Genomic DNA, 19,315 nt, shown 5'->3' on the forward strand with positions numbered 1-19,315 from the left:
GTTCAATAATCCTCCAAGGGTTTGAAACCCTTGGAGGGTTGTTATCGGAGGGTTATTGATACAAGCAAGCCCCCTATTAGTATATTTTACTCCTCCGTATTGGCACTACTGCTGCGGGCGAGTTGGTCTATCTCGGGGTCTAGCTCTCCTCTACTGATACTCAGCAAGATGCCGATAGCTAGGCCGGTAAATAGCAACGAAGTGCCCCCCATACTGAGCATCGGCATCGGTACACCCGTGATGGGTACTAAGCCCACCGACACGCACATATTGAGCAAGGCCTGGAAGACCAAGCTGAAGGTGAGCCCTACGGCCAACAGGCTGCCAAACACCCGTCGGCTGTTGGCGGCAATCATCACGCCTCGGTAAAGCAAGGTCAGGTATAAAAACAAGACCATCACCCCGCCCACAAAGCCGTATTCTTCGATAATGATGGCATAAATAAAATCTGAGTAAGGGTGTGGCAAGAAGTTACGCTGGTCACTGTTGCCGGGGCCTTTGCCCAAAAAACCACCCGTGGCGATGGCGATGTAGGATTGTTGTGCCTGAAAGTGTACCTCTTCTGTGTCGGTGAATTTCTGTACACGGCTCAGCGCGGTTTCCATCCTTTGCCCCATCATCAGCGCCATCATCACGGCAATGCCTCCAATCAAGCCCAACATCAGGAGGTATTGAATCGGTACGCGGCCAATGAACATCAAGACCACACAGATAAAGAACAACAACAAGGCATTGGAGATATTGCTCAGACCAATCAGCATACAGATGACCCCAATCCAAATCAGGACGGGCTGGATAGATTGCTGGAAGTCTTGCATATTGCGTTGGCTGCGGGCCAACATAGCCGCGACGTGGGAGATGAGCGCCAACTTGGCCAAGTCTGAAGGCTGAAATGACTGGTTAATCAAGGGGATGGTAATCCAACGGCTGGCCTCGTTGATATTGACCCCAAAGCGCCACGAAATCAGCAACAGAGGGACAGAAGCCAAGAGCGCAAGGCGCGAGAGCTTGGCATAGTAGCGATAATCGATCTGATGTGCAACCCACATCACCAAGAGGCTCAGGGCTACCAATGCACCGTGTTTGAGGAGGTAATACTCGGTATTGCCCTGCATTTTTTTGTAGGCCAAGGTACCCGTAGCGCTGTATACTACCAAGATACTCATTAGCGAGAGCGCCACCACGACCAACCACACATAGCGGTCGCCTTGTAAGCTTTGGTTGATGACCCGCATCAGCGGAGAATCTTCAAAAGAATTGCCGGTTTCTAAAGGTCGGTTTTCGTAAGTTTGCTCTTCCATAAATCTTTGCGTAGATTCACAAAGTAAAGGATATTCTCCCAAAAAACAATGCGCTGCCTCACTCAAAAACCGCTTTTACGAAGGGCTACGCAGCTTGCTACATACTTTCTACCCACTCATAACTATTCCCAACAATGCGTAATTTTATTGCTTCCCTCCTACTACTCGTGCTTTTTGCCTGCCAATCGGGCGGGTCTCACGAATCACACGAGCACACCCACGACAGCGCCGCCCCTGCCGAAGCAGAGACTACCGCCCCTCAAGCCTACGCTACACGGGGAGAGATTGTCGAAATATCAAAAAGCACTGACAGCCAGCTTATTGTAATAATAAGCCACGAGGCCATCCCTGATTTTATGCGGGCGATGCAGATGACCTTCAAAGTCGAAAAAACAGCCCTAGAAGGCCTCGATGAAGGCGATAAATGTAGCTTTGAAATGCGCCGCCTCGCTGCCGGCGGGTATGAGGCCATCAAGTTGGTCAAGCTCCCCGACAGCACCAAGCTCGTGTTGGCAGAATAACACTACTATTCTAGGTGGTACGCAGAGAATCAGCCCCTGTGCATCCTCGAATCAAGTAAGGACGCATTCAATAAATATACCCAATCACGATTGGTTTGGGAAATCTGCGCACTGAAAATCCTTGATAATCAAGGAAATCAAATTCTGTAAATATCCAAATCTTGTGAATCTTGGTATAACTTGCCTATTTCCAAAGAGGGTGAAGTGGTGATGTATAAATTCCACATCCCGAAGGGTGCAATGTTTATAGTAAGTACACTAGAGCGTTGGGCGTGTGCCCCCTACAGAGTCGATGAATGAGGTGTTTTTTTGAATGCTCCCTAACTGTTGGTGTGATTATCAGGTTACTCTCCCATTATTTTAACGTGAATATTTTCGATAAGCTTAGCAAAGTACAATTTTTTGATAATCATTTGTACTGACCAAAGGTGTATGAGGCTTCTGGAAAACATACGCAATTCCCCCACTGATTGATTAAAACGTGCAACTTGAAGCCATAAAACCAGCCCGTAGAAGACTTTCCCTTTTTTGCCAAGCCGCGTAAAACAAGGTATACCATCAATTCTTTCAAAACAGTTTTCTTTAAATGATTAAAATATGCGTACTGGGCTGCGTAGGGAAACCAACGGCGCAACGCCCCTAAGATGATTGTCTGATAATACCACTTGAAACAACGTATGCCCGAGAATGATGGTAGAAGATGCATATGGCCATTATTTCGCTTTTATGCAAACAACATTGTGCAGCTAACTATCCGAAATCAGCCTCATAACAAAAGGAGATTGCACTAAGCTTTTTACAAAATCATCACAATTTGAGAAGATTTCTACTAACTTTGAAGTACTGAGAATTAATATAGGAATAAGTGTTTTCTTAGAATAGTGCAATTAAAAAGTAACACTTATTTGTTAATGCTCAAATTTACCCCCTTTTCTTGCTCATAGAAAGCTTGTTATCAAGTAGTTATCAAAATATTCGCATTATTTAAAGGTTTTTGCCTGTTTTGGGCCACACCCGCAACTATTGGACAGCAAATGAGTACAAAACCAAAAAGGTTTATGGTTGAACTAAGATTCTGAACAAATGTACAGCACATTGATTCTCAAAGCTATAGTCATTATAGGCTGCTTGATGCTGGCCACACCCAGCCAGAGTTTAGGCCAAAATTGTTGCCAATCTTTTGACCTATACAGCGAGGTGATGAATGAAGTAATGCTTACGAAAACACAGCGCAAAGACGCACAAAAAAGGACAGGCTACCAAAATCAAATGTCCCTCTATGCTTACCAACACGCAAATGGCTATATTACCGTTGGCGACCACGACCGAGTCAATGTCGCTGTATATGACCAAGATTGGCGCTGGATAGAAACGCACATTGGTAACTTTGAGCCCGAGATAGCGCTCAACAAACAAGCGCTACAGCAAGTCAAAACCCAGCTCGCCCAAACCCTACAACAAGCAGGATACACATATGACACCTATGCAGGAGATGCGGCAACAGACTTAGACTACTTATACTTTTCACTTGTTCAAAATAAATCTGAAAAATGGTATGAAGTCAGGGTGTATCAGGACGATACTTATGGGACTGTAATCATTACACAAGACTTTCGCATTGTCCGATTCCAAGAGTACGAATAACAGCCATACCACGGGATATTTTAGACTTTCGTCATTGTTGCTGACAAAGCCCCGGAGGGGCGCGCCAGTAGCAAAAACCTTTGTTTCGGTCAAAAACCCACTGCTTTTAGCCGCCTTGGCTTCAGCCTGCCTGAAAAAATCACTACCTTTGTAATTGTGCCCAAACTGTACAACTGACACAAAAGGCGCACATCATCAATTCTGTATTTACTCACCCCACTGACTATCCTGTGTATGAACACCGAAGAACTAAAGGATATAAAAGCCCGTGTAACGGCTTTAAGGAGGTATCTTTGACTACGATGCCAAGCTAACACACATCCAAGAAAAAGAGCAACAGTCTCTCGCCTCAGATTTTTGGGACAACCCCAAACAAGCCGAAGCAGTACTCAAAGAAATCAAACAACTCAAAGTTTGGACCAATGATTTCGAAGCCCTCAACACAGCCTTGGGTGATTTTGAGGTGTTGTACGAGTTTTATGAGGCCGATGAGGTGAGCGAGCAAGAAGTAGCTGAAACCTTTGCCAAGCTCGAAAAACAGGTACAAGCGCTGGAACTGAAAAAGATGCTCAGCGACGAAGAGGACCAGCTCAGCGCCATCCTCGAAATCAACCCCGGCGCCGGAGGCACCGAAAGTAATGACTGGGCCGAAATGCTGATGCGTATGTACATCCTCTGGGGCGAAAGCCGGGGCTATACCGTGCGTGAGGTCAACTACCAACCCGGCGACGTAGCCGGATGTAAGTCGGCCACACTCGAAATAGATGGTGCGTTTGCCTACGGCTATCTCAAGTCCGAAATAGGCGTACACCGGCTGGTGCGCATCTCTCCCTTCGATTCGGGCGGGCGGCGACATACCTCTTTTGCCTCCGTATTTGCCTATCCGGTGGTAGACGACAGCATCGCCATCGACATCAACCCTGCTGACATCAGCTGGGATACCTTCCGCTCTGGTGGAGCCGGTGGGCAGAATGTCAACAAGGTCGAAACAGCCGTACGCCTCCATCACCACCCCTCGGGCATCATTGTGGAGTGTCAGCAGGAGCGCTCTCAGCTCCAAAACAAAGAAAAAGCACTCAAGATGCTCAAATCACGCCTGTATCAGGCCGAAATAGAGCGCCGCAATGAGGAAAAGGCCAAGGTTGAAGGTACTAAAAAACGGATTGACTTCGGCTCCCAAATCCGGAACTATGTCCTCCACCCCTACAAGCTCATCAAAGACCTACGCACAGGTGTAGAGCGCTCCGATGTACAAACCGTACTCGATGGCGACCTCGACGAGTATATGAAGGCCTTCTTGCTCAGCCAAGAAGAGGCTTGATAAGCTCGCCGCCCCTTTCTCACAAAACCCTCCAAAAGTTGGCTACTCTTGGGGGGTTTGTCAAATCTCCACGTTACTGGATACTTTTATGCCAAGATGCATAAGATTTGGGAGTTTACAGGACTTGATTTTCTTGATTCTCAAGGGCTCTCAGCACATACATTTCCCAAACCAATTTTGATTGGGCTTAAAATCTCACCATTCGACGTATAGTCCAACGCTATAAAAGCCTTATTTTTGTATCAAAAGCACTTTCTCATTGATGCGAAGCTGGAGGTTATCTGTGGTGTTGCTTCGCAATCATACTACTTGTCCAAGATTGTAAATGGCATGCCCAAGAACCCCTACTTCCGTTTCAAGCAATTTACTGTTTATCAAGAGCGTGCGGCGATGAAAGTCTGTACCGATGCCTGTGTTTTGGGTGCTTATGCAGCAGTATCAGAGGCCCAGACAATCCTCGATATAGGCGCTGGCACAGGCTTGCTGTCCTTGATGTTGGCGCAACGCGCACAGCCTAACGCCCAAATCCACGCTGTCGAGCTAGAACACGATGCCTGTGCTCAGGCCTGTGATAACATCGCCCAAAGCCCTTGGGTAAGCCAGATTAGCCTTTTTCATACCAGCATTCAGGCCTTTGTGCCTCCGCCGCCCCTCACACACTATGACCTCATCGTATCCAACCCGCCTTTTTTCAGCAAGCACCTCCCCTCCAAAGCAACACCGCGACGGATGGCGCTCCACGACGATACGCTTTCGCTCCCTGACTTGGCCGCAGCCGTTGGGCGGCTCTTGAGTCGCGAGGGGCGGTTTTATCTGCTACTCCCTCCACACCCTACCCAGTTGTTTGCCCAAGCTGCAGCCGCCTTTGGCCTACACCTACAAGCCGAACTTCAGCTCAAGCACCATCCTCAGGCCGACAAAGTTTTCCGCCATATCAGTACTTGGGGCTTTGCCCAGCCAGCCCAAACCCTCGTTCCCAGCCAGCTCTGCCTTCACCCTAGTACTGATACCCGCCTTTATACAGAGGCTTTCCGCTATCTGCTCCAACCCTACTACCTTATTTTTGGTTAAATCAACAATTAGCCTCATCTTGTGTCTGATTTTTGAAAATCCTCTTATCAATGAGCCTACAAATACACGATCTTCAATTTGAAAAATACCTCACAGACAGCACCTTGCAAGCCCGTGTGGAGGTAATTGCCCAACAAATCAACCGTGACTATGCCGACACCACGCCGCCTATATTGCTGGGGGTGCTCAACGGATGTGTACGCTTTATGGCCGATTTACTCCGCCATATCGATATCGCCTGCGAAGTCAGCCTTATCAAAGTGGCCTCTTATGAAGGTACACAAAGTAGTGGCGAACTCACACAAATTCTAGGCTTGGTAGAAGACATCCACCACCGGCATGTCATCCTGATAGAAGACATCATTGACACAGGGCTGACAATGGAACAGCTCTTTGGCCAACTGCGGGCGCGCAAGCCGGCAAGCCTTCAAATCGCGACATTGTTCTGGAAACGCGAAAAATCGATGCACCGCCTGCAACCACAATATGTAGGTTTTGAAATCCCTGACTTGTTTGTACTAGGCTATGGGTTGGACTATAAAGGCTTGGGGCGCGAACTGAATGATATTTATGTTTTGAAAAACGAATAAGATTCTTTACTTTGCGCTGATAATGAGTTGGCAATTCCTGCAGCTCAGACTGCTCTTGGGGAATATACCGCTTAACAAATCCCTGTTACAAGTGCCCCCAACTACATTTTGACGCTTTCATTACAAACCTAACATTTGTTTCTTATGCTCAATATTATACTCTTCGGCCCCCCGGGCGCGGGCAAAGGTACCCAAAGCAAGAACCTCATTGATACCTTTGGCCTGATACACCTCTCTACCGGCGATATCCTGAGAGGAGAAGTAAATGCTGGCACTGAGCTGGGGCTGCAAGCCAAAGACCTGATGGCCAAGGGGCTGCTTGTACCTGATGAGATGGTCATTCAGATGATTGACAACAAGCTCAAACAAAATGCTTCTGCCAATGGCTTTATCTTCGACGGTTTCCCCCGAACAGTAGCTCAAGCCGTCGCGCTCGACGACCTGCTGGCGCGCAACGGCCTGCCCGCCGCTCAACTCGTTGCCCTAGAGGTAGAGGACGAAGAGCTGGTGCAACGCTTGCTAGAGCGAGGCAAAGACTCCGGGCGTGCTGATGACCAAGACGAGCGAATGATCCGTACCCGCCTAGAGGTCTACTACAGCAGTACTGTGCCCGTAGCCGAACACTACAAGTCCTTAGGCCGCTACAAAAGCCTCAATGGTATCGGCAGTATCGCCGAAATCACCCAAAATCTGGTGAAAATCATCGAAGGACTCAAGGGCTAGCCACTCCTTCTCTTTCTCAAAGCAATAGCGCTGTTGGTGAACCAAAAAGTTGCCAGCAGCGCTATTTTCATTGGGAATAGCCGCCATAATGGACTAACTTTGCGGGCGAATTTGATTAAAAGACCTTCAAGTTTTAAAACCTTTGAGGGGCTAGCGTTTTCAAGTGCAAGTCAGCTTATAGGACATCCAAACGCGAGTGCTGCGAAGCAACACCGCTTAGACATCCGAGCACGGAAGAGCGAAGGATGTGAGTGAAGCACTGAGCCAAGTAGCTCCCCACACCCAACAAAATAGGGAGACAGCCCCAAACGTTTGGCACAGGGACTACAGGAGATGATAGCCCGACCCGCAGGATAAACCCCAAGAAATCGAATACGCACTAGTTTTCAGAAATGGTAGCCCCAAACTTGCAGTCGCTAATCACTAAGGTGGCCAAGAACGCAAAGACGCTATCACAACCCACAACTACACAAGATGTCTAATCTCAATTTTATTGACTACGTCAAAATACAATGCCGCTCTGGCAAGGGCGGCGCAGGGTCTGTTCACTTCCGCCGTGAGAAGTTTGTTGCTATGGGCGGCCCCGATGGCGGCGATGGCGGCAGAGGTGGCCATATCATCCTCAAGGGCAACCCCCAGCTATGGACACTGCTCCACCTCAAATACCAAAAACACCTCCACGCACCCAATGGTGAGCCCGGCGGTGGCGCAGGCCGTAGTGGCGCTCAGGGCAAGGACCTGATGATAGAAGTGCCAATGGGCACTGTAGCCAAGGATGCAGAAACGGGTGAAATCATCGCCGAAATCACCGAGCCGGGACAAGAGGTGATTCTTTTTGAAGGAGGTAAGGGTGGCCTTGGTAACCGTAACTTTAAATCAGCCACCCGCCAAGCCCCTCACTATGCCCAGCCCGGCCTACCCGGCATAGAGGCGTGGGTGATTCTAGAGCTGAAAGTATTGGCCGATGTGGGGCTGGTGGGCCTCCCCAACGCGGGCAAGTCTACCTTGCTCTCGGTAGTATCAGCCGCCAAACCCGAAATTGCCGATTATCCCTTTACGACTATCGTGCCCAACTTGGGGGTGGTAGCCTATCGCGAAGACCGTTCTTTTGTGATGGCAGATATCCCCGGTATCATCGAAGGTGCTGCTGAGGGCAAAGGACTTGGTACACGCTTCCTGCGCCATATCGAGCGCAATTCGGTACTGCTATTTATGGTAGCCGCCGACACCGAAAGTATATCAGACACCTATGCTGTCCTCTTGGCAGAGCTAGAGCGCTATAACCCCGAGCTACTCGACAAGGCAAGGTTGCTGGCTGTTACCAAAACTGATGTGCTCGACGAGGAGGAACTGTCTGACTTACGCAAAACCTACCCTACGGACTTGCCCGTGTTCGAAATCTCTGCGCTCACCAACCAAGGCATCACCACACTGAAAGATGCCCTGATGCAGGCCATTGAAGGACGGCAGGAATGATGAATTCACGCCACTGGACATTTTCTGATTTGGCTTTGATTCAATATACCGTTTAAGCACATAGGAACTTTCGACAGGTCCATAAAACCCGCAATGTGTGCGTTCTTTGCGCATACTTTGCGGTTAAATTATGCTGAGAGCCTGTGGTGTTGCACCCAATCAAAGTTAGTTTGGTAGCGTTAAGTGCTGAAAATCCTTGAAAATCAAATCCAGTAAATCTCCAAATCTTGTGCATCTTGTTATAAAATGAGCACAACAACGACGAAAGTCAAAATGTCTAGTGGCCTGTGATGAGTTCATACTCCCTGACTCAGCCCTCATACCCCCTTTGACTTCGTGTCAAAACTCTTGCTTTTTTGAACAAAAAAAGCTAACTTTCGTGATGTTACTAAAGCTTGATAAGTCTATCAACACACTGTCACGACAACCCTATTTACCCAACAAAAAACCTTTTCTTCAGTTGTTTGATATTGTTAGTTAAAAAACGATTCTATTGCTATGAGCAAAACTAAAACTTGGGAACACGCAGATGAGGACGTGGTGGTGCTCGAAGAGCACGAGCTGATTGTGTTCAATGATGATGTCAATACCTTTGACCACGTCATCCAAACCCTGATGGAAGTATGTGACCATACCCCCGAACAAGCCGAGCAATGCACACTTATTATTCACTACAAAGGGAAGTGCTCTGTCAAACAAGGGGCTTTTGAAAAACTCAAACCTATGCGTGATGCCATCTGTGACCGAGGTATCTCGGCTGAAGTTTCCTAATCATTGTTGCTGAATACCCGGTATAGTGAACTTTTCCTCCAAACTCATCGAAGAGGCCGTCCTTCAGATGTCAAGCCTACCCGGCATTGGCAAGAAGACGGCCTTGCGGCTTGTGTTGTACTTGCTCAAACAAGACCCTAGCCATACAGACGCCCTGACACAGGCGCTGCTCAAAATGCGCCGTGAGATTCAATATTGCCAAACTTGCCACAACATCTCTGATACGCCTGTTTGTAGCCTCTGTACGAGCCACTCCCGCGACCAAAGTCTCATTTGTATCGTAGAAGAGGCTCAAGATATACTGGCTATCGAAAATACGGGGCAATACAATGGGCTTTACCACGTACTGGGGGGGGTAATCTCGCCATTGGCTGGCATCGCCCCTACTGACCTCAATATTGAAAGCTTGCTGCTGCGCCTACAAACAGGGGCTGTAGCCGAGGTGATTTTTGCTATCAGCCCTACAATGGAAGGCGATACAACGATGTTTTATTTGACAAAGAAAATTAAACCTTTGAATATAAAAATTAGCAGCATTGCTAGAGGAATTCCGATTGGCAGCGAATTAGAATATGCGGACGAAATTACGCTAGGACGCAGTATTGTTACGAGAGTGGCCTATGAATAAAGCAGAATACAACAAAAATTGTGTTTTTTAAGCTTTTTTAACACTATCCAACCTCCTGACTATCAAGCAAAAAAGCTTTAACTCAAAAAAAACACCTTAGATTATTTGGTATTTTGCGAGATTATTGATTTTTTTGCGTTGTTTTTTTTAGTATAACAAATCTATATACGAAAATACCGAGTTATGGCCAAAAACCCTAAAATAGACCATACAGACAGAAAAATTCTGCAAATCCTACAAGGCAACGCCAAGATCACCAATGCTCAATTGTCTAAAGACATTGGGTTATCACCAGCCCCAACCTTGGAGCGTGTGAAAAAGTTGGAGCAAATGGGGCTTATCAAGAGCTACCACGCGCAGCTCGATACCCAAAAGGTAGGCCTAGGCGTTACTACTTTTGTGCAGGTATTTTTAGCAAGTCATAAAAAGTCTTATCTGGATGCCTTTGTAGAGAAAATCAGTACCATCGACAATGTCGTAGAATGCCATCACGTAACCGGTTCTTGTGATTTCTTGCTCAAAATCGTTACCGAAGACATTCAGTCTTACCAAAAACTGATGCTCGAACAAGTAAGCGAAATTGAAGAGATTGGCAACATGCAATCAATGGTAGTGCTGTCTACCTTTAAGGACAACAAAGTACTGCCTCTGCCAGAATAGCCCTTGAGGCCAATGATCAAAACAGATTCAGCTCCTGTTGAAACAAAATACAAATCGTAAAAGTCTGATACAGTTGCCCACCTCGTGTGGGCAATTGTCGTTTGAGGGGCTCGTTAGGCTAAAAAATAGGTTATATATAAAGGCTGTGTTCACGCCATCGGACATTTTTGGAAAAATAGCTCGGAGTGCCAGCTCCGAGGCAAGCTAAACCTTATTTTGGGGGTAAAATAAGACTTAGCCCACAGTTTTATACCAAGATTCACAAGATTTGGGGATTTACAAGCTTTGATTTCCTTGATTATCAAGGATTCTCAGCACACTCATTTCCCAAACCAATTTTGATTGGGTATCAACAAGCTCTTAGTCCTCTAGTCGAAGGTTTTTGTGGGTTTTGAGAAACTCTTTGGCCTCCTGTGTATACTTACTTTTACGATCGACGTGTTTCTTGAGCTTTTGGTAGTAACGTTTGGCGCTGCGGAGGTCTTTTTCTTGTTGGGCATACTCGGCCAAAAAAGCCAATGAAGAATGGTAATACCCGTAGCTTTCGGCACCGATGGCTTCCGAAAAGGCCACACTACGTTCAAAATAATGTTTGGCTTCGGCATGCTGGCCGTACATACGGGCGATATAGCCCAAAAAATAAGAAGCATACCTCCCCGACATTCCCTCATAGCCGGGTTTGTTGGCATCGACCTGCTCCAGCATCTTGACAGCTACCGGCTGTAGGGTTTTGAAATTCCCCATTTGGAAGAGTACTGTGGCGTACATCCGATGAAAAACAGCGTTGTTGGGGAAGGTCTCATACAGGTATTCGATATATGGCAAGGCCTCTTTGGGGTTGTTTTCCTCGTTGTAGTAGATACGGGCGATGAAATACTGGGCCTCTGTGCGGGTATAGAATGAGAAATTGGCACAACGTTTCAACTGCTGCATCCCGAGGGTCTTGTCGCCCTTCTTAAACATCAGCATCACAGGCCTAAGCAGTATATATTCTTCATAAAGCCAGTCGTAGTAGTAGTTGTAAAGGCCGTCGCCAAAGAGGAACTCATCGTCCATCAGGTCTGATTTGCGGCCTTCTTTGAGGTAGCTCAAGGCTGCCCTACTTGTACCGATGGCTTTGCTCCACTTGCGGCGTTCGCCATAAAGCCGTGCTTTGAAGGCGTTGGCAGCCGACAAGAAGAAGATAGTTTCGGGGGTGCGGTCTTTTTTGTACATTGCTGTAGCGAGGCGTATGGCTTCGTCCATAGCTTCCAAAAAAGCTTCATCGTATTGCTCGTCGTCAGTATTGGGCATCAATCGCCACCACAAGTTCAGCCCTTGGAGAAACACAGGCATAGGGTGGGTGGGATATTGTGCTTTGAGTTGTCGGTAGACTGTCTCGGCCTTATCAAACTCAAAGTTGTAGGTCTGGTTGATGGCGTTGCCGATGACGAGCTCTATCTGTTTGTTTTGAAGAATATTGGTAGGTGATTCCTGCGCTATCAACCTACTGATAACCAGCAGAAAAGCATACAAAAAGCAGGCAAAGTATCGCATAAAGGTAGGAGTCATTGAATCGCATTGGCTCGGGCAGCAGTATGGTTCATTCCGTCCTGCTGCCCTACGAGGGTTGTGTTTACAAACTTAGCGATTTGTCTGTTAGTTTTCGCTGCTTTTTTTCTGAAGGTTGGCCGGTGTTGTCATTCCTGGGCTGCGGCGTTGGCGCTCATAGAAGTTTCCTTCTCCTCGGTAGGCCGGTTGGTCTTTGCGGTTGTCAATCATAATGAGGATTGTTTGCCCTGCCTGCAACATATCAGAGGTGAGCTTGTTCCAGTTTTTGATTTGGGCCATCGATACTTGATAATATCGAGCAATACCATAAAGCGTTTCTCTTGGCTGTATAAGGTGGGCGGTATAGCTGATGCTGCCCGGGTCGGCAACCAAGATCCGCTGCCCTACTTTTAGGTTGTTGGGATTGTGTAATTGGTTTTGGGTTTGCAATTGTTGCATACTGACCCCATAATGTCGGCTGATAGCGGCCAGTGTTTCTCCCGGCTTTACGATGTGGGTGAGTGTATGGCTTGGGTCATAATGATTTTGCTGCGTAGTATTTTGGTGTATTTGTGTATTATTTGGCTGAGTATTGTTGGGATTCGTTGCAGATTCTGTGCGGGTGATGACCTTTAGTGGTTGGCCATCAAGTCCGAAAGCATTGATTTCTAGTTGATCAGAGGCTACCTCTAGGTGATCAATAAACAAGGTTGTTTCTTGTGTTCGGTTGCCCGTGTTTTGTGTTTCGGAGTATTCAATGTCATTGATGGCGGCTTTGTTTTCGCTCATATTGTTTTGCCAAACCTGTGTGGGTTGCTCCACGAATAGGTTTTGAGACGAACTCCAGTGTTGTTCCTCAACTTGCGCATCTACCAAGGCTATGGCCTTTACTGACTCGGGTTGCTGTGGGGCTGCAAAAGCGATGGGTATCACCACATGGTAGGTCTTGTCATAGGGTACACGATTGCCCAACAACCAAGGATTGTATGCCTTCAGCACCCCTTCATCAACATGTAGCTCTTTGGCCAGCTGATGCAAGTTTTTGCGCGCACCTTTCTCATAAACCATCAGTTGAGTATTGGCCGGGCGCACCTCTTGATATACCAGCATATAAGCTAAAAAACGCTTAAAATAGCTGTGGCTGTTTTCGTTGATGCGCAACTCTTTGGCTCCCTGAATATCACGCCCATAGGCTTCTTTGGCATACTTACGCGCCTCGGCCAAACCATATTCCAAAGACAGCAAGGTAAACATCCAGTTTTTGAACAACAGGTTGTGCCGCGCCAACACATCTGCCACAGCTTGTGTGGCCAATACCGGCTCCAAGCGCTCATCGACCTCCGCACTAATCTGGAGTTTGTATGTGCCATTAGCCGCATCGGCGGCGATACGCCACAAGCCTCCTTCCTTGGTGGCCGCAGGGTTGCCCATGACGATGTAGTACTTAAACTCGTCAGGAAGGCCGCGTTTGCGTAGCAATTCGCTTAAAAGTGGGAAATAATCTTGCGCCAGCTTTATATGATGCTCGTGAACAGCCTGATTGCGATAAATCGTATTGATTTCCTGCTGGATCTGTTTCTGCGCACCTTTGTCGATAATAATGCGCATTCCACCGAAATAAAGAATACTCGGTACTTCTTCGGGAGTCGCTTCTAGCTCAAAACCACTGAATACTAGACAGATACAAGTAAGTGCCAGCCTAAGGTATAGCAGAGCGACCCGCTTCTTTGGGTTAAGAAGTGGGTAAAAAATGTGTTTCATTTAATTCCGGTGTATTTTTGTTGCTGACAAAGATATGCCTTTGTTACTAAGGAGCAAACAAGTGTTGGTTTTTTTTTAAAAAAGTTACACTTTGTTAATAGCCCAAACGGCCTCAAGAGCCCTTTATTACCCGGAAATAGTAAATAAAATCTGTTTTTTATTTTTTTCTTACAAGCATCAACCCATCTCTTACGGGCAGCAATACGTTCTCTACCCTAGGGTCGGCTTGTACCTTGGCATTGAAATCCAAGAGCGCCTGTGTATCTACATCCTTGCCTTTGACCGGCTGGATGACCTTGCCGCTCCAGAGCACATTGTCGGCGATGATAAGCGCCCCCGAAGGGAGTTGGTCGAAAATGAGGTCATAGTACTTATCATAATTTTTTTTATCAGCGTCAATGAACACCAAGTCAAAGGGCTGCTTCAGGGCTGGGATAAGGTCAAGGGCATTGCCGATATGCAGGTGAAGTTGTGCGGCATAAGGGCTTTGAGCGAAATATCGACGGATGCGCGGTGCAAGTTCTTCGTTGTTGTCGAGGGTATGCAGCTCGCCCTGTGGCTGTAGGCCTTCGGCAAGGCAAAGGGCGGAATAGCCGGTATAAGTGCCTATTTCGAGGATGTAGCGCGGCTGCTTGAGCTGGGAGAGCAAGGCCAAAAACCGCCCCTGTAAATGGCCTGAAAGCATCCGTGGCTTGAGCACATGGGCGTGGGTGTCGCGGTTGAGGGCTTGCAGCTGTTCTGGCTCGGCGCTGGTATGTGCCTCGGCATATTGATGAAGGGCAGGGTCTATAAATTCCATTGGTAGCAAAATTTGGTCTATTGGAGGGCTATTCGGGTAGGTAGAGCAATTGGCTGAGCTGATCGGGGTGGAGCATCTCTTGGGCAATGTCTTGGAGGCGTTCGGCACTGACGGCGCGGATGTCCGCAAAGATTTGGTCTATCGGCTCAATCGTTTCCTTATCGAGCAAGCTCTTGCCCATCATCAGCATATAGCTCAGGTTGCTTTCTTCGGCCATGGCCATCTGCCCCATCAGTTGTTCTTTGGCGTTGTGGAGCTGTAATACGCCCAACTTCTGCTCGCGCAGCAGGCGCAACTCTTTGTGTACCAATTGCAGGCTTTTCTCTAGGTGCTTGGGTTCGGTAGCAAAGTAGATGCCCAACTGCCCGGTATCGAGAAAAGGGGTATAGCCAGCCTCTACCGAATAGACAAAGCCGTGGCGCTCGCGCAGGGCTAGGTTGAGGCGGGAGTTCATCCCCGGCCCTCCCAACAAGTTGACGAGCATAAAGAACGGCAGGCGCTTGGGGTCGTAGAGGTGGTAAGCCGTACGCCCAAGGGCGCAATAGGCCTGTTGGGTGCTCTTGGTTTTTTGGATTTGCACCGGGCGATAGCTTTCAAAAGGCCGCCGCTCTAAGTGGGCGCTTTGGCTAGGCAGGTGGCCTAGGTGTTTTTCGGCCCAGCGCAACACTTTCTTAAAAGGTAGGTTGCCTACGGAGCTGAAGATAATCCGCCCGGTGTCGATATTATCTTGAATAAACTGGGCAAAATCTTGGCGCTGAAACCGCCGCACACTCTCAGACGTACCCAAGATATTGTGCCCCAAGGGGTGATTGGCAAATACGAGCGCATCGAACTCGTCCTGTAAGGCATCTTCGGGCGAATCGGCATAGAGGGCCATCTCTTCGAGGATGACGTGGCGCTCCCGCTCAATCTGGTTTTCGGGGAAGACAGAGTCAAACGTAATATCGGCCAACAGCTCTAGCGCCTTCTCGTAGTGATTATCAAGTACAGAAGCATAAAAACAGATTTTCTCCTTGGTCGTATAGGCATTCAGCTCCCCCCCTACGGTTTCTAGGCGGTTGATGATGTGGTATGCCTTACGCTTGTGTGTGCCCTTAAAGGCCATGTGTTCCCAAAAATGGGCAATGCCAAGCTGGTGCAACTGTTCGTCGCGGCTGCCGATGTCGAGCACAAAACCACAATGAGCAATCTTGGTATGGCTGACTTCCTTGTGGATGATGCCGATACCATTGGGTAGGTAATGAATATGATGGGTCATAGAAAAAGCCTATTCAGACAAAGATACAAACACTGGCAAGTCCTCTTAGATGGCCTACTGGTGTGTGGCTATTATCCATTCAAACACTTTTGAAGTGGCTTTTTGTTCAAAAGCCAAGGGCTGCGAGGCTACAAAGTTAGCACAATGCCGGCTCTTTGTCGAGGCTTTGCTCAATTTGATTGAGACATGGGCTTGTGTATACTTAGATACTACCTCAAAACCCACACAAACAATGATGGTTTTTTCACGATATAGCATTACATTAGTATCATGCGGAAGCGCTAGAAATAATCGTGAGCTACCTTGTTTTTGAGTTCTTCTTCTCTGATATTTTGATATTTCATTGGTTGTCAGTGCTTAGTGGAAGCTGCCTACAAATACCCCTATAAGCCCCTGAAGAGCTTATAGAGCTATGCCTCACAAATTACGAGCCCGCCCCATTTTGGCAAGGTCGGGAGTAAAATACGTCTTTGCTGCGGGTAGGCAAGGCTTTGCTCCACACAGTTGTGAGCCACAGGGCGGGCTATCGCATAGCTCCCGTGTATGACTCCATACCTTTTCTGACACTCCTTCCTGTTATTTTTTTAGTGCGCCATAATTTGTATTTTTGTTTAAACCCACAGCCCCACAAGCCGATGAAATACCTCACCAATATCAACGACCTAGACCTTAACGGCACTTATACCTATGCCGACTACCTCACATGGCGCTTTGAGCAAAGTGTAGAGCTCATCAAAGGCAAAATCTTTCCCATAACGCCCGCGCCAAGGGTTGTACATCAAAAAATCTCTTTCAACCTTAGTGGCTTACTCTACAATCAGTTCAAGCACCAAGATTGTAAAGCATTCTCCGCCCCTTTCGATGTGCGTTTGTTGGATAAGAAGAAATCGAGCCAAGCCAACCAAGAAATCTACACCGTCGTACAGCCGGATATATGCGTTATCTCCGACCGCGACAAACTCGACGAGCGCGGCTGAGTAGGAGCGCCTGACCTGATTATCGAAATCCTCTCCCTGGGAAACTCCAAAAAGGAAATGAAAATCAAATACGCCCTCTACGAAGAGGCAGGCTTACAAGAGTATTGGATTGTGTACCCCTCTGAGCACGTCTTTCAGCAGTTTGTCCTCAACGAGGAGGGAAAATACACCCTCAAAAACAGCTTTGCCGAAGACGAAGTCTTCCAAGCACACATTTTCCCCGAACTGTCCATAGACCTCGCCGAGGTTTTTGTGGAATAATCCGATGCCAAAAATTTTATTTCTCAAAAGGCTGAAAGACTGGTTACACGCCGCCTGAAGGGCTTATAGCTCCTTAGGGGTATTTACTTCTGAGTAATTCCAAAACATTTCCCTACTTTTTGGCCTTAAAGCCTCAGACCATCTTCTTCACTTAACCTCTACCCTATTATGCGCAAAAATACTACCCATTGGTTTACCCTCGTCCTTCTGACCATATTCAGCTTTGTAGCCGGAGGATTTTTTTTCCGCAGCCTCGACGACACCCTCAGCCCCAAGGACGTACAACACGCCCAGCGTTTGCTAGGATTGTCTTTTAGTGAGGCCAAAATCGACTCTATGCTCGACGGCCTCACCCAACAGCGGGCGCAATACGAGCGCAACCGCCAACAACCCCTCGACAACAGTCTGTGGCCTGCCCTTCTTTTCAACCCCCTTCCCGTTGGCTTCACCCCCCAAACCGAGCAAAAGCCTTTGGTATACAAGCCTTTGTCAGGAGTAAAGCTACCCACTGACCTCAACGAGCTTGCCTTCTACTCCGTCCGTGAGCTAGCCGCACTCATTCAAAGCAAACAAATCAGCTCCGAAGCCCTGACTAAGTTTTTCTTAGAGCGCCTCAAGCGCCACAACGAGCAGCTCTACTGTGTCATTACCCTCACCGAGTCCTTGGCCTTGGCGCAGGCGCGTGCTGCCGACACCGAAATAGCTGCCGGCAAATACCGAGGGCCTTTGCACGGTATTCCATACGCTGTCAAGGACTTACTAGCCACCAAAGGCTACAAAACCACTTGGGGCTCTGTGCCTTATCAGGAGCAGATGATTGATGCCGATGCCAGTGTCGTACAACAAATGCAGGAGGCCGGTGCCGTGCTTGTAGCCAAACTAAGTCTTGGAGAGTTGGCTTGGGGGGATGTATGGTTTGGCGGCCTGACCCGCAACCCTTGGAATTTGGCACAAGGCGCTAGTGGTTCGTCGGCGGGTTCGGCAGCAGCGGTGGCCGCTGGACTTGTCCCGTTTGCCATCGGCACCGAAACACTCGGCTCTATCGTATCGCCCTCTACCGTTTGTGGGGTTACCGGCCTGCGCCCTACCTATGGGCGTGTCAGCAGATATGGCGCGATGGCGCTCAGCTGGTCAATGGACAAGATAGGCCCCATGGCTCGCCACGCCGAAGACTGTGCCGTCATCTTTGCCGCCCTACACGGTGCCGATGAGCGTGACCCCACGCTTATCCCGGCGGCGTTCAACTACCACGCCCAGCGTCCGCTTGCAGGACTCAAAGTCGGTTATGTACAAGAGGCTTTTGCTTCCGAGTATGGTTTCAAAACCCAAGACGAAGCTACCCTCCGGCAGTTGGAAGCCCTTGGGGTAACCCTTGTGCCTGTCAATTTACCCCCTTTGCCCGACATCAGCTTTATCCTTTGGGCAGAGGCCGCCGCCGCCTTCGACGAGCTCACCCGCAGCAATCAAGACGACCTGCTCGTAAGGCAAATCAAACAAGCTTGGCCCAACTACTTCCGAATGGCTCGCTTTGTGCCTGCTGTTGAGTACATCCAAGCCAACCGCTTGCGCACCCAGCTCATTGCCGATATGCAGGCGCTGATGCAAACCGTAGACCTGCTAGTAGCCCCCAGCTGGGCTGGCAACACCCTTACCCTCACCAACCTGACGGGGCACCCCTGTGTGGTTTTGCCCAATGGCTTCTCACCGCTAGGGACACCCACAAGCATCACCCTCATCGGGCAGCTCTTTGGCGAAGCCGATATCCTCAGGTTGGCCGATGCGCTGCAAGAAGTTACAGATTTTCACCGCCAACACCCCAAGGCCTTTCTCAAATAACCAACCCGCTACTAAAGCCCCAGTTGACTTCCTTGTTGCGCATTATCCGCATCAGGGTTACAGCCAATCAAAATTGGTCTAGGAAACACGCCACTGGACATTTTCAAATCCCACAGGCTAAGTCTCATTGTATCCTAAAAAATGAGGCTTCAGCTTGTCTCAGAGCTGGAGTTCCGAGCTACTTTTC

The 19,315-nt window shown here is 48.3% G+C and carries 16 protein-coding genes and 2 pseudogenes; 12 read left to right on the forward strand and 6 right to left on the reverse strand.

Annotated features, from left to right (window positions below; translation table 11 throughout):
• Positions 1–86: 86 nt before the first annotated feature.
• Positions 87–1,235 (reverse strand): FtsW/RodA/SpoVE family cell cycle protein, encoded by a 1,149-nt coding sequence (locus G499_RS0106935; protein ID WP_026999345.1) that lies wholly within the window; start codon positions 1,233–1,235, stop codon positions 87–89.
• Positions 1,236–1,435: 200 nt separating this feature from the next.
• Between G499_RS0106935 and G499_RS0106940 the strand changes: the two genes are divergently transcribed.
• Positions 1,436–1,822, forward strand: a complete 387-nt coding sequence (locus G499_RS0106940; protein ID WP_026999346.1) for a copper-binding protein — start codon at positions 1,436–1,438, stop codon at positions 1,820–1,822.
• 451 nt (positions 1,823–2,273) lie between these two features.
• On the opposite strand, the pseudogene G499_RS22495 reads toward G499_RS0106940, so the two are convergent.
• Positions 2,274–2,369 (reverse strand): annotated as a pseudogene (locus G499_RS22495) (transposase); the annotation flags it as partial.
• Positions 2,370–2,905: 536 nt separating this feature from the next.
• On the opposite strand from G499_RS22495, the gene G499_RS0106945 reads away from it, so the two are divergent.
• The 9 genes from G499_RS0106945 (at position 2,906) to G499_RS0106985 (ending at position 10,706) form a co-directional block, all read left to right on the forward strand.
• Positions 2,906–3,466 (forward strand): hypothetical protein, encoded by a 561-nt coding sequence (locus G499_RS0106945; RefSeq protein WP_026999347.1) that lies wholly within the window; start codon positions 2,906–2,908, stop codon positions 3,464–3,466.
• Positions 3,467–3,700: 234 nt separating this feature from the next.
• Positions 3,701–4,787 (forward strand): peptide chain release factor 2 gene (gene prfB / locus G499_RS0106950; protein ID WP_154658347.1). Its coding sequence is split into 2 segments (ribosomal slippage): positions 3,701–3,760 and positions 3,762–4,787, totalling 1,086 coding nucleotides; the frame shifts between segments, so codons are not numbered across the junction.
• 330 nt (positions 4,788–5,117) lie between these two features.
• Positions 5,118–5,858, forward strand: coding sequence for a tRNA1(Val) (adenine(37)-N6)-methyltransferase (locus tag G499_RS0106955; protein ID WP_026999349.1), 741 nt, complete (start codon positions 5,118–5,120; stop codon positions 5,856–5,858).
• Between the two features lie 50 nt (positions 5,859–5,908).
• Positions 5,909–6,448, forward strand: a complete 540-nt coding sequence (gene hpt, locus G499_RS0106960; RefSeq protein ID WP_026999350.1) for a hypoxanthine phosphoribosyltransferase — start codon at positions 5,909–5,911, stop codon at positions 6,446–6,448.
• Between the two features lie 144 nt (positions 6,449–6,592).
• Positions 6,593–7,171, forward strand: coding sequence for an adenylate kinase (locus G499_RS0106965; RefSeq protein ID WP_026999351.1), 579 nt, complete (start codon positions 6,593–6,595; stop codon positions 7,169–7,171).
• 474 nt (positions 7,172–7,645) lie between these two features.
• A complete protein-coding gene (obgE, locus tag G499_RS0106970) occupies positions 7,646–8,647 on the forward strand; it encodes a GTPase ObgE (protein WP_026999352.1) in 1,002 nt (333 codons plus the stop codon).
• A 498-nt stretch (positions 8,648–9,145) separates the two neighbouring features.
• Complete coding sequence (locus tag G499_RS0106975) at positions 9,146–9,418, forward strand: ATP-dependent Clp protease adaptor ClpS (RefSeq protein ID WP_026999353.1); 273 nt, start codon at positions 9,146–9,148, stop codon at positions 9,416–9,418.
• 25 nt (positions 9,419–9,443) lie between these two features.
• A complete protein-coding gene (gene recR, locus G499_RS0106980) occupies positions 9,444–10,046 on the forward strand; it encodes a recombination mediator RecR (protein WP_026999354.1) in 603 nt (200 codons plus the stop codon).
• 183 nt (positions 10,047–10,229) lie between these two features.
• A complete protein-coding gene (locus G499_RS0106985; RefSeq protein ID WP_026999355.1) occupies positions 10,230–10,706 on the forward strand; it encodes an Lrp/AsnC family transcriptional regulator in 477 nt (158 codons plus the stop codon).
• 360 nt (positions 10,707–11,066) lie between these two features.
• Here the strand turns inward: G499_RS0106985 and G499_RS19020 are convergent, their stop codons facing one another.
• The 4 genes from G499_RS19020 to G499_RS0107005 form a co-directional block, all read right to left on the reverse strand.
• Positions 11,067–12,242, reverse strand: a complete 1,176-nt coding sequence (locus G499_RS19020) for a tetratricopeptide repeat protein (protein WP_035726879.1) — start codon at positions 12,240–12,242, stop codon at positions 11,067–11,069.
• Positions 12,243–12,344: 102 nt separating this feature from the next.
• The gene (locus G499_RS0106995) at positions 12,345–13,997 is read right to left on the reverse strand and encodes a LysM peptidoglycan-binding domain-containing protein (RefSeq protein ID WP_026999356.1); all 1,653 of its coding nucleotides are present in this window, start codon (positions 13,995–13,997) and stop codon (positions 12,345–12,347) included.
• 157 nt (positions 13,998–14,154) lie between these two features.
• On the reverse strand, positions 14,155–14,796 hold the full coding sequence (locus tag G499_RS0107000) for an O-methyltransferase (protein WP_026999357.1): 642 nt from the start codon (positions 14,794–14,796) through the stop codon (positions 14,155–14,157).
• A gap of 28 nt (positions 14,797–14,824) precedes the next feature.
• The gene (locus G499_RS0107005) at positions 14,825–16,054 is read right to left on the reverse strand and encodes a M16 family metallopeptidase (protein ID WP_026999358.1); all 1,230 of its coding nucleotides are present in this window, start codon (positions 16,052–16,054) and stop codon (positions 14,825–14,827) included.
• Between the two features lie 635 nt (positions 16,055–16,689).
• Here G499_RS0107005 and G499_RS19025 point away from each other — a divergent pair.
• Positions 16,690–17,292, forward strand: a pseudogene (locus G499_RS19025) (Uma2 family endonuclease).
• 168 nt (positions 17,293–17,460) lie between these two features.
• On the forward strand, positions 17,461–19,128 hold the full coding sequence (locus G499_RS0107020; protein ID WP_026999360.1) for an amidase: 1,668 nt from the start codon (positions 17,461–17,463) through the stop codon (positions 19,126–19,128).
• Positions 19,129–19,315 lie beyond the last annotated feature (187 nt).

It is taken from the genome of Eisenibacter elegans DSM 3317 (genome assembly GCF_000430505.1).
Taxonomy (GTDB): domain Bacteria; phylum Bacteroidota; class Bacteroidia; order Cytophagales; family Microscillaceae; genus Eisenibacter; species Eisenibacter elegans.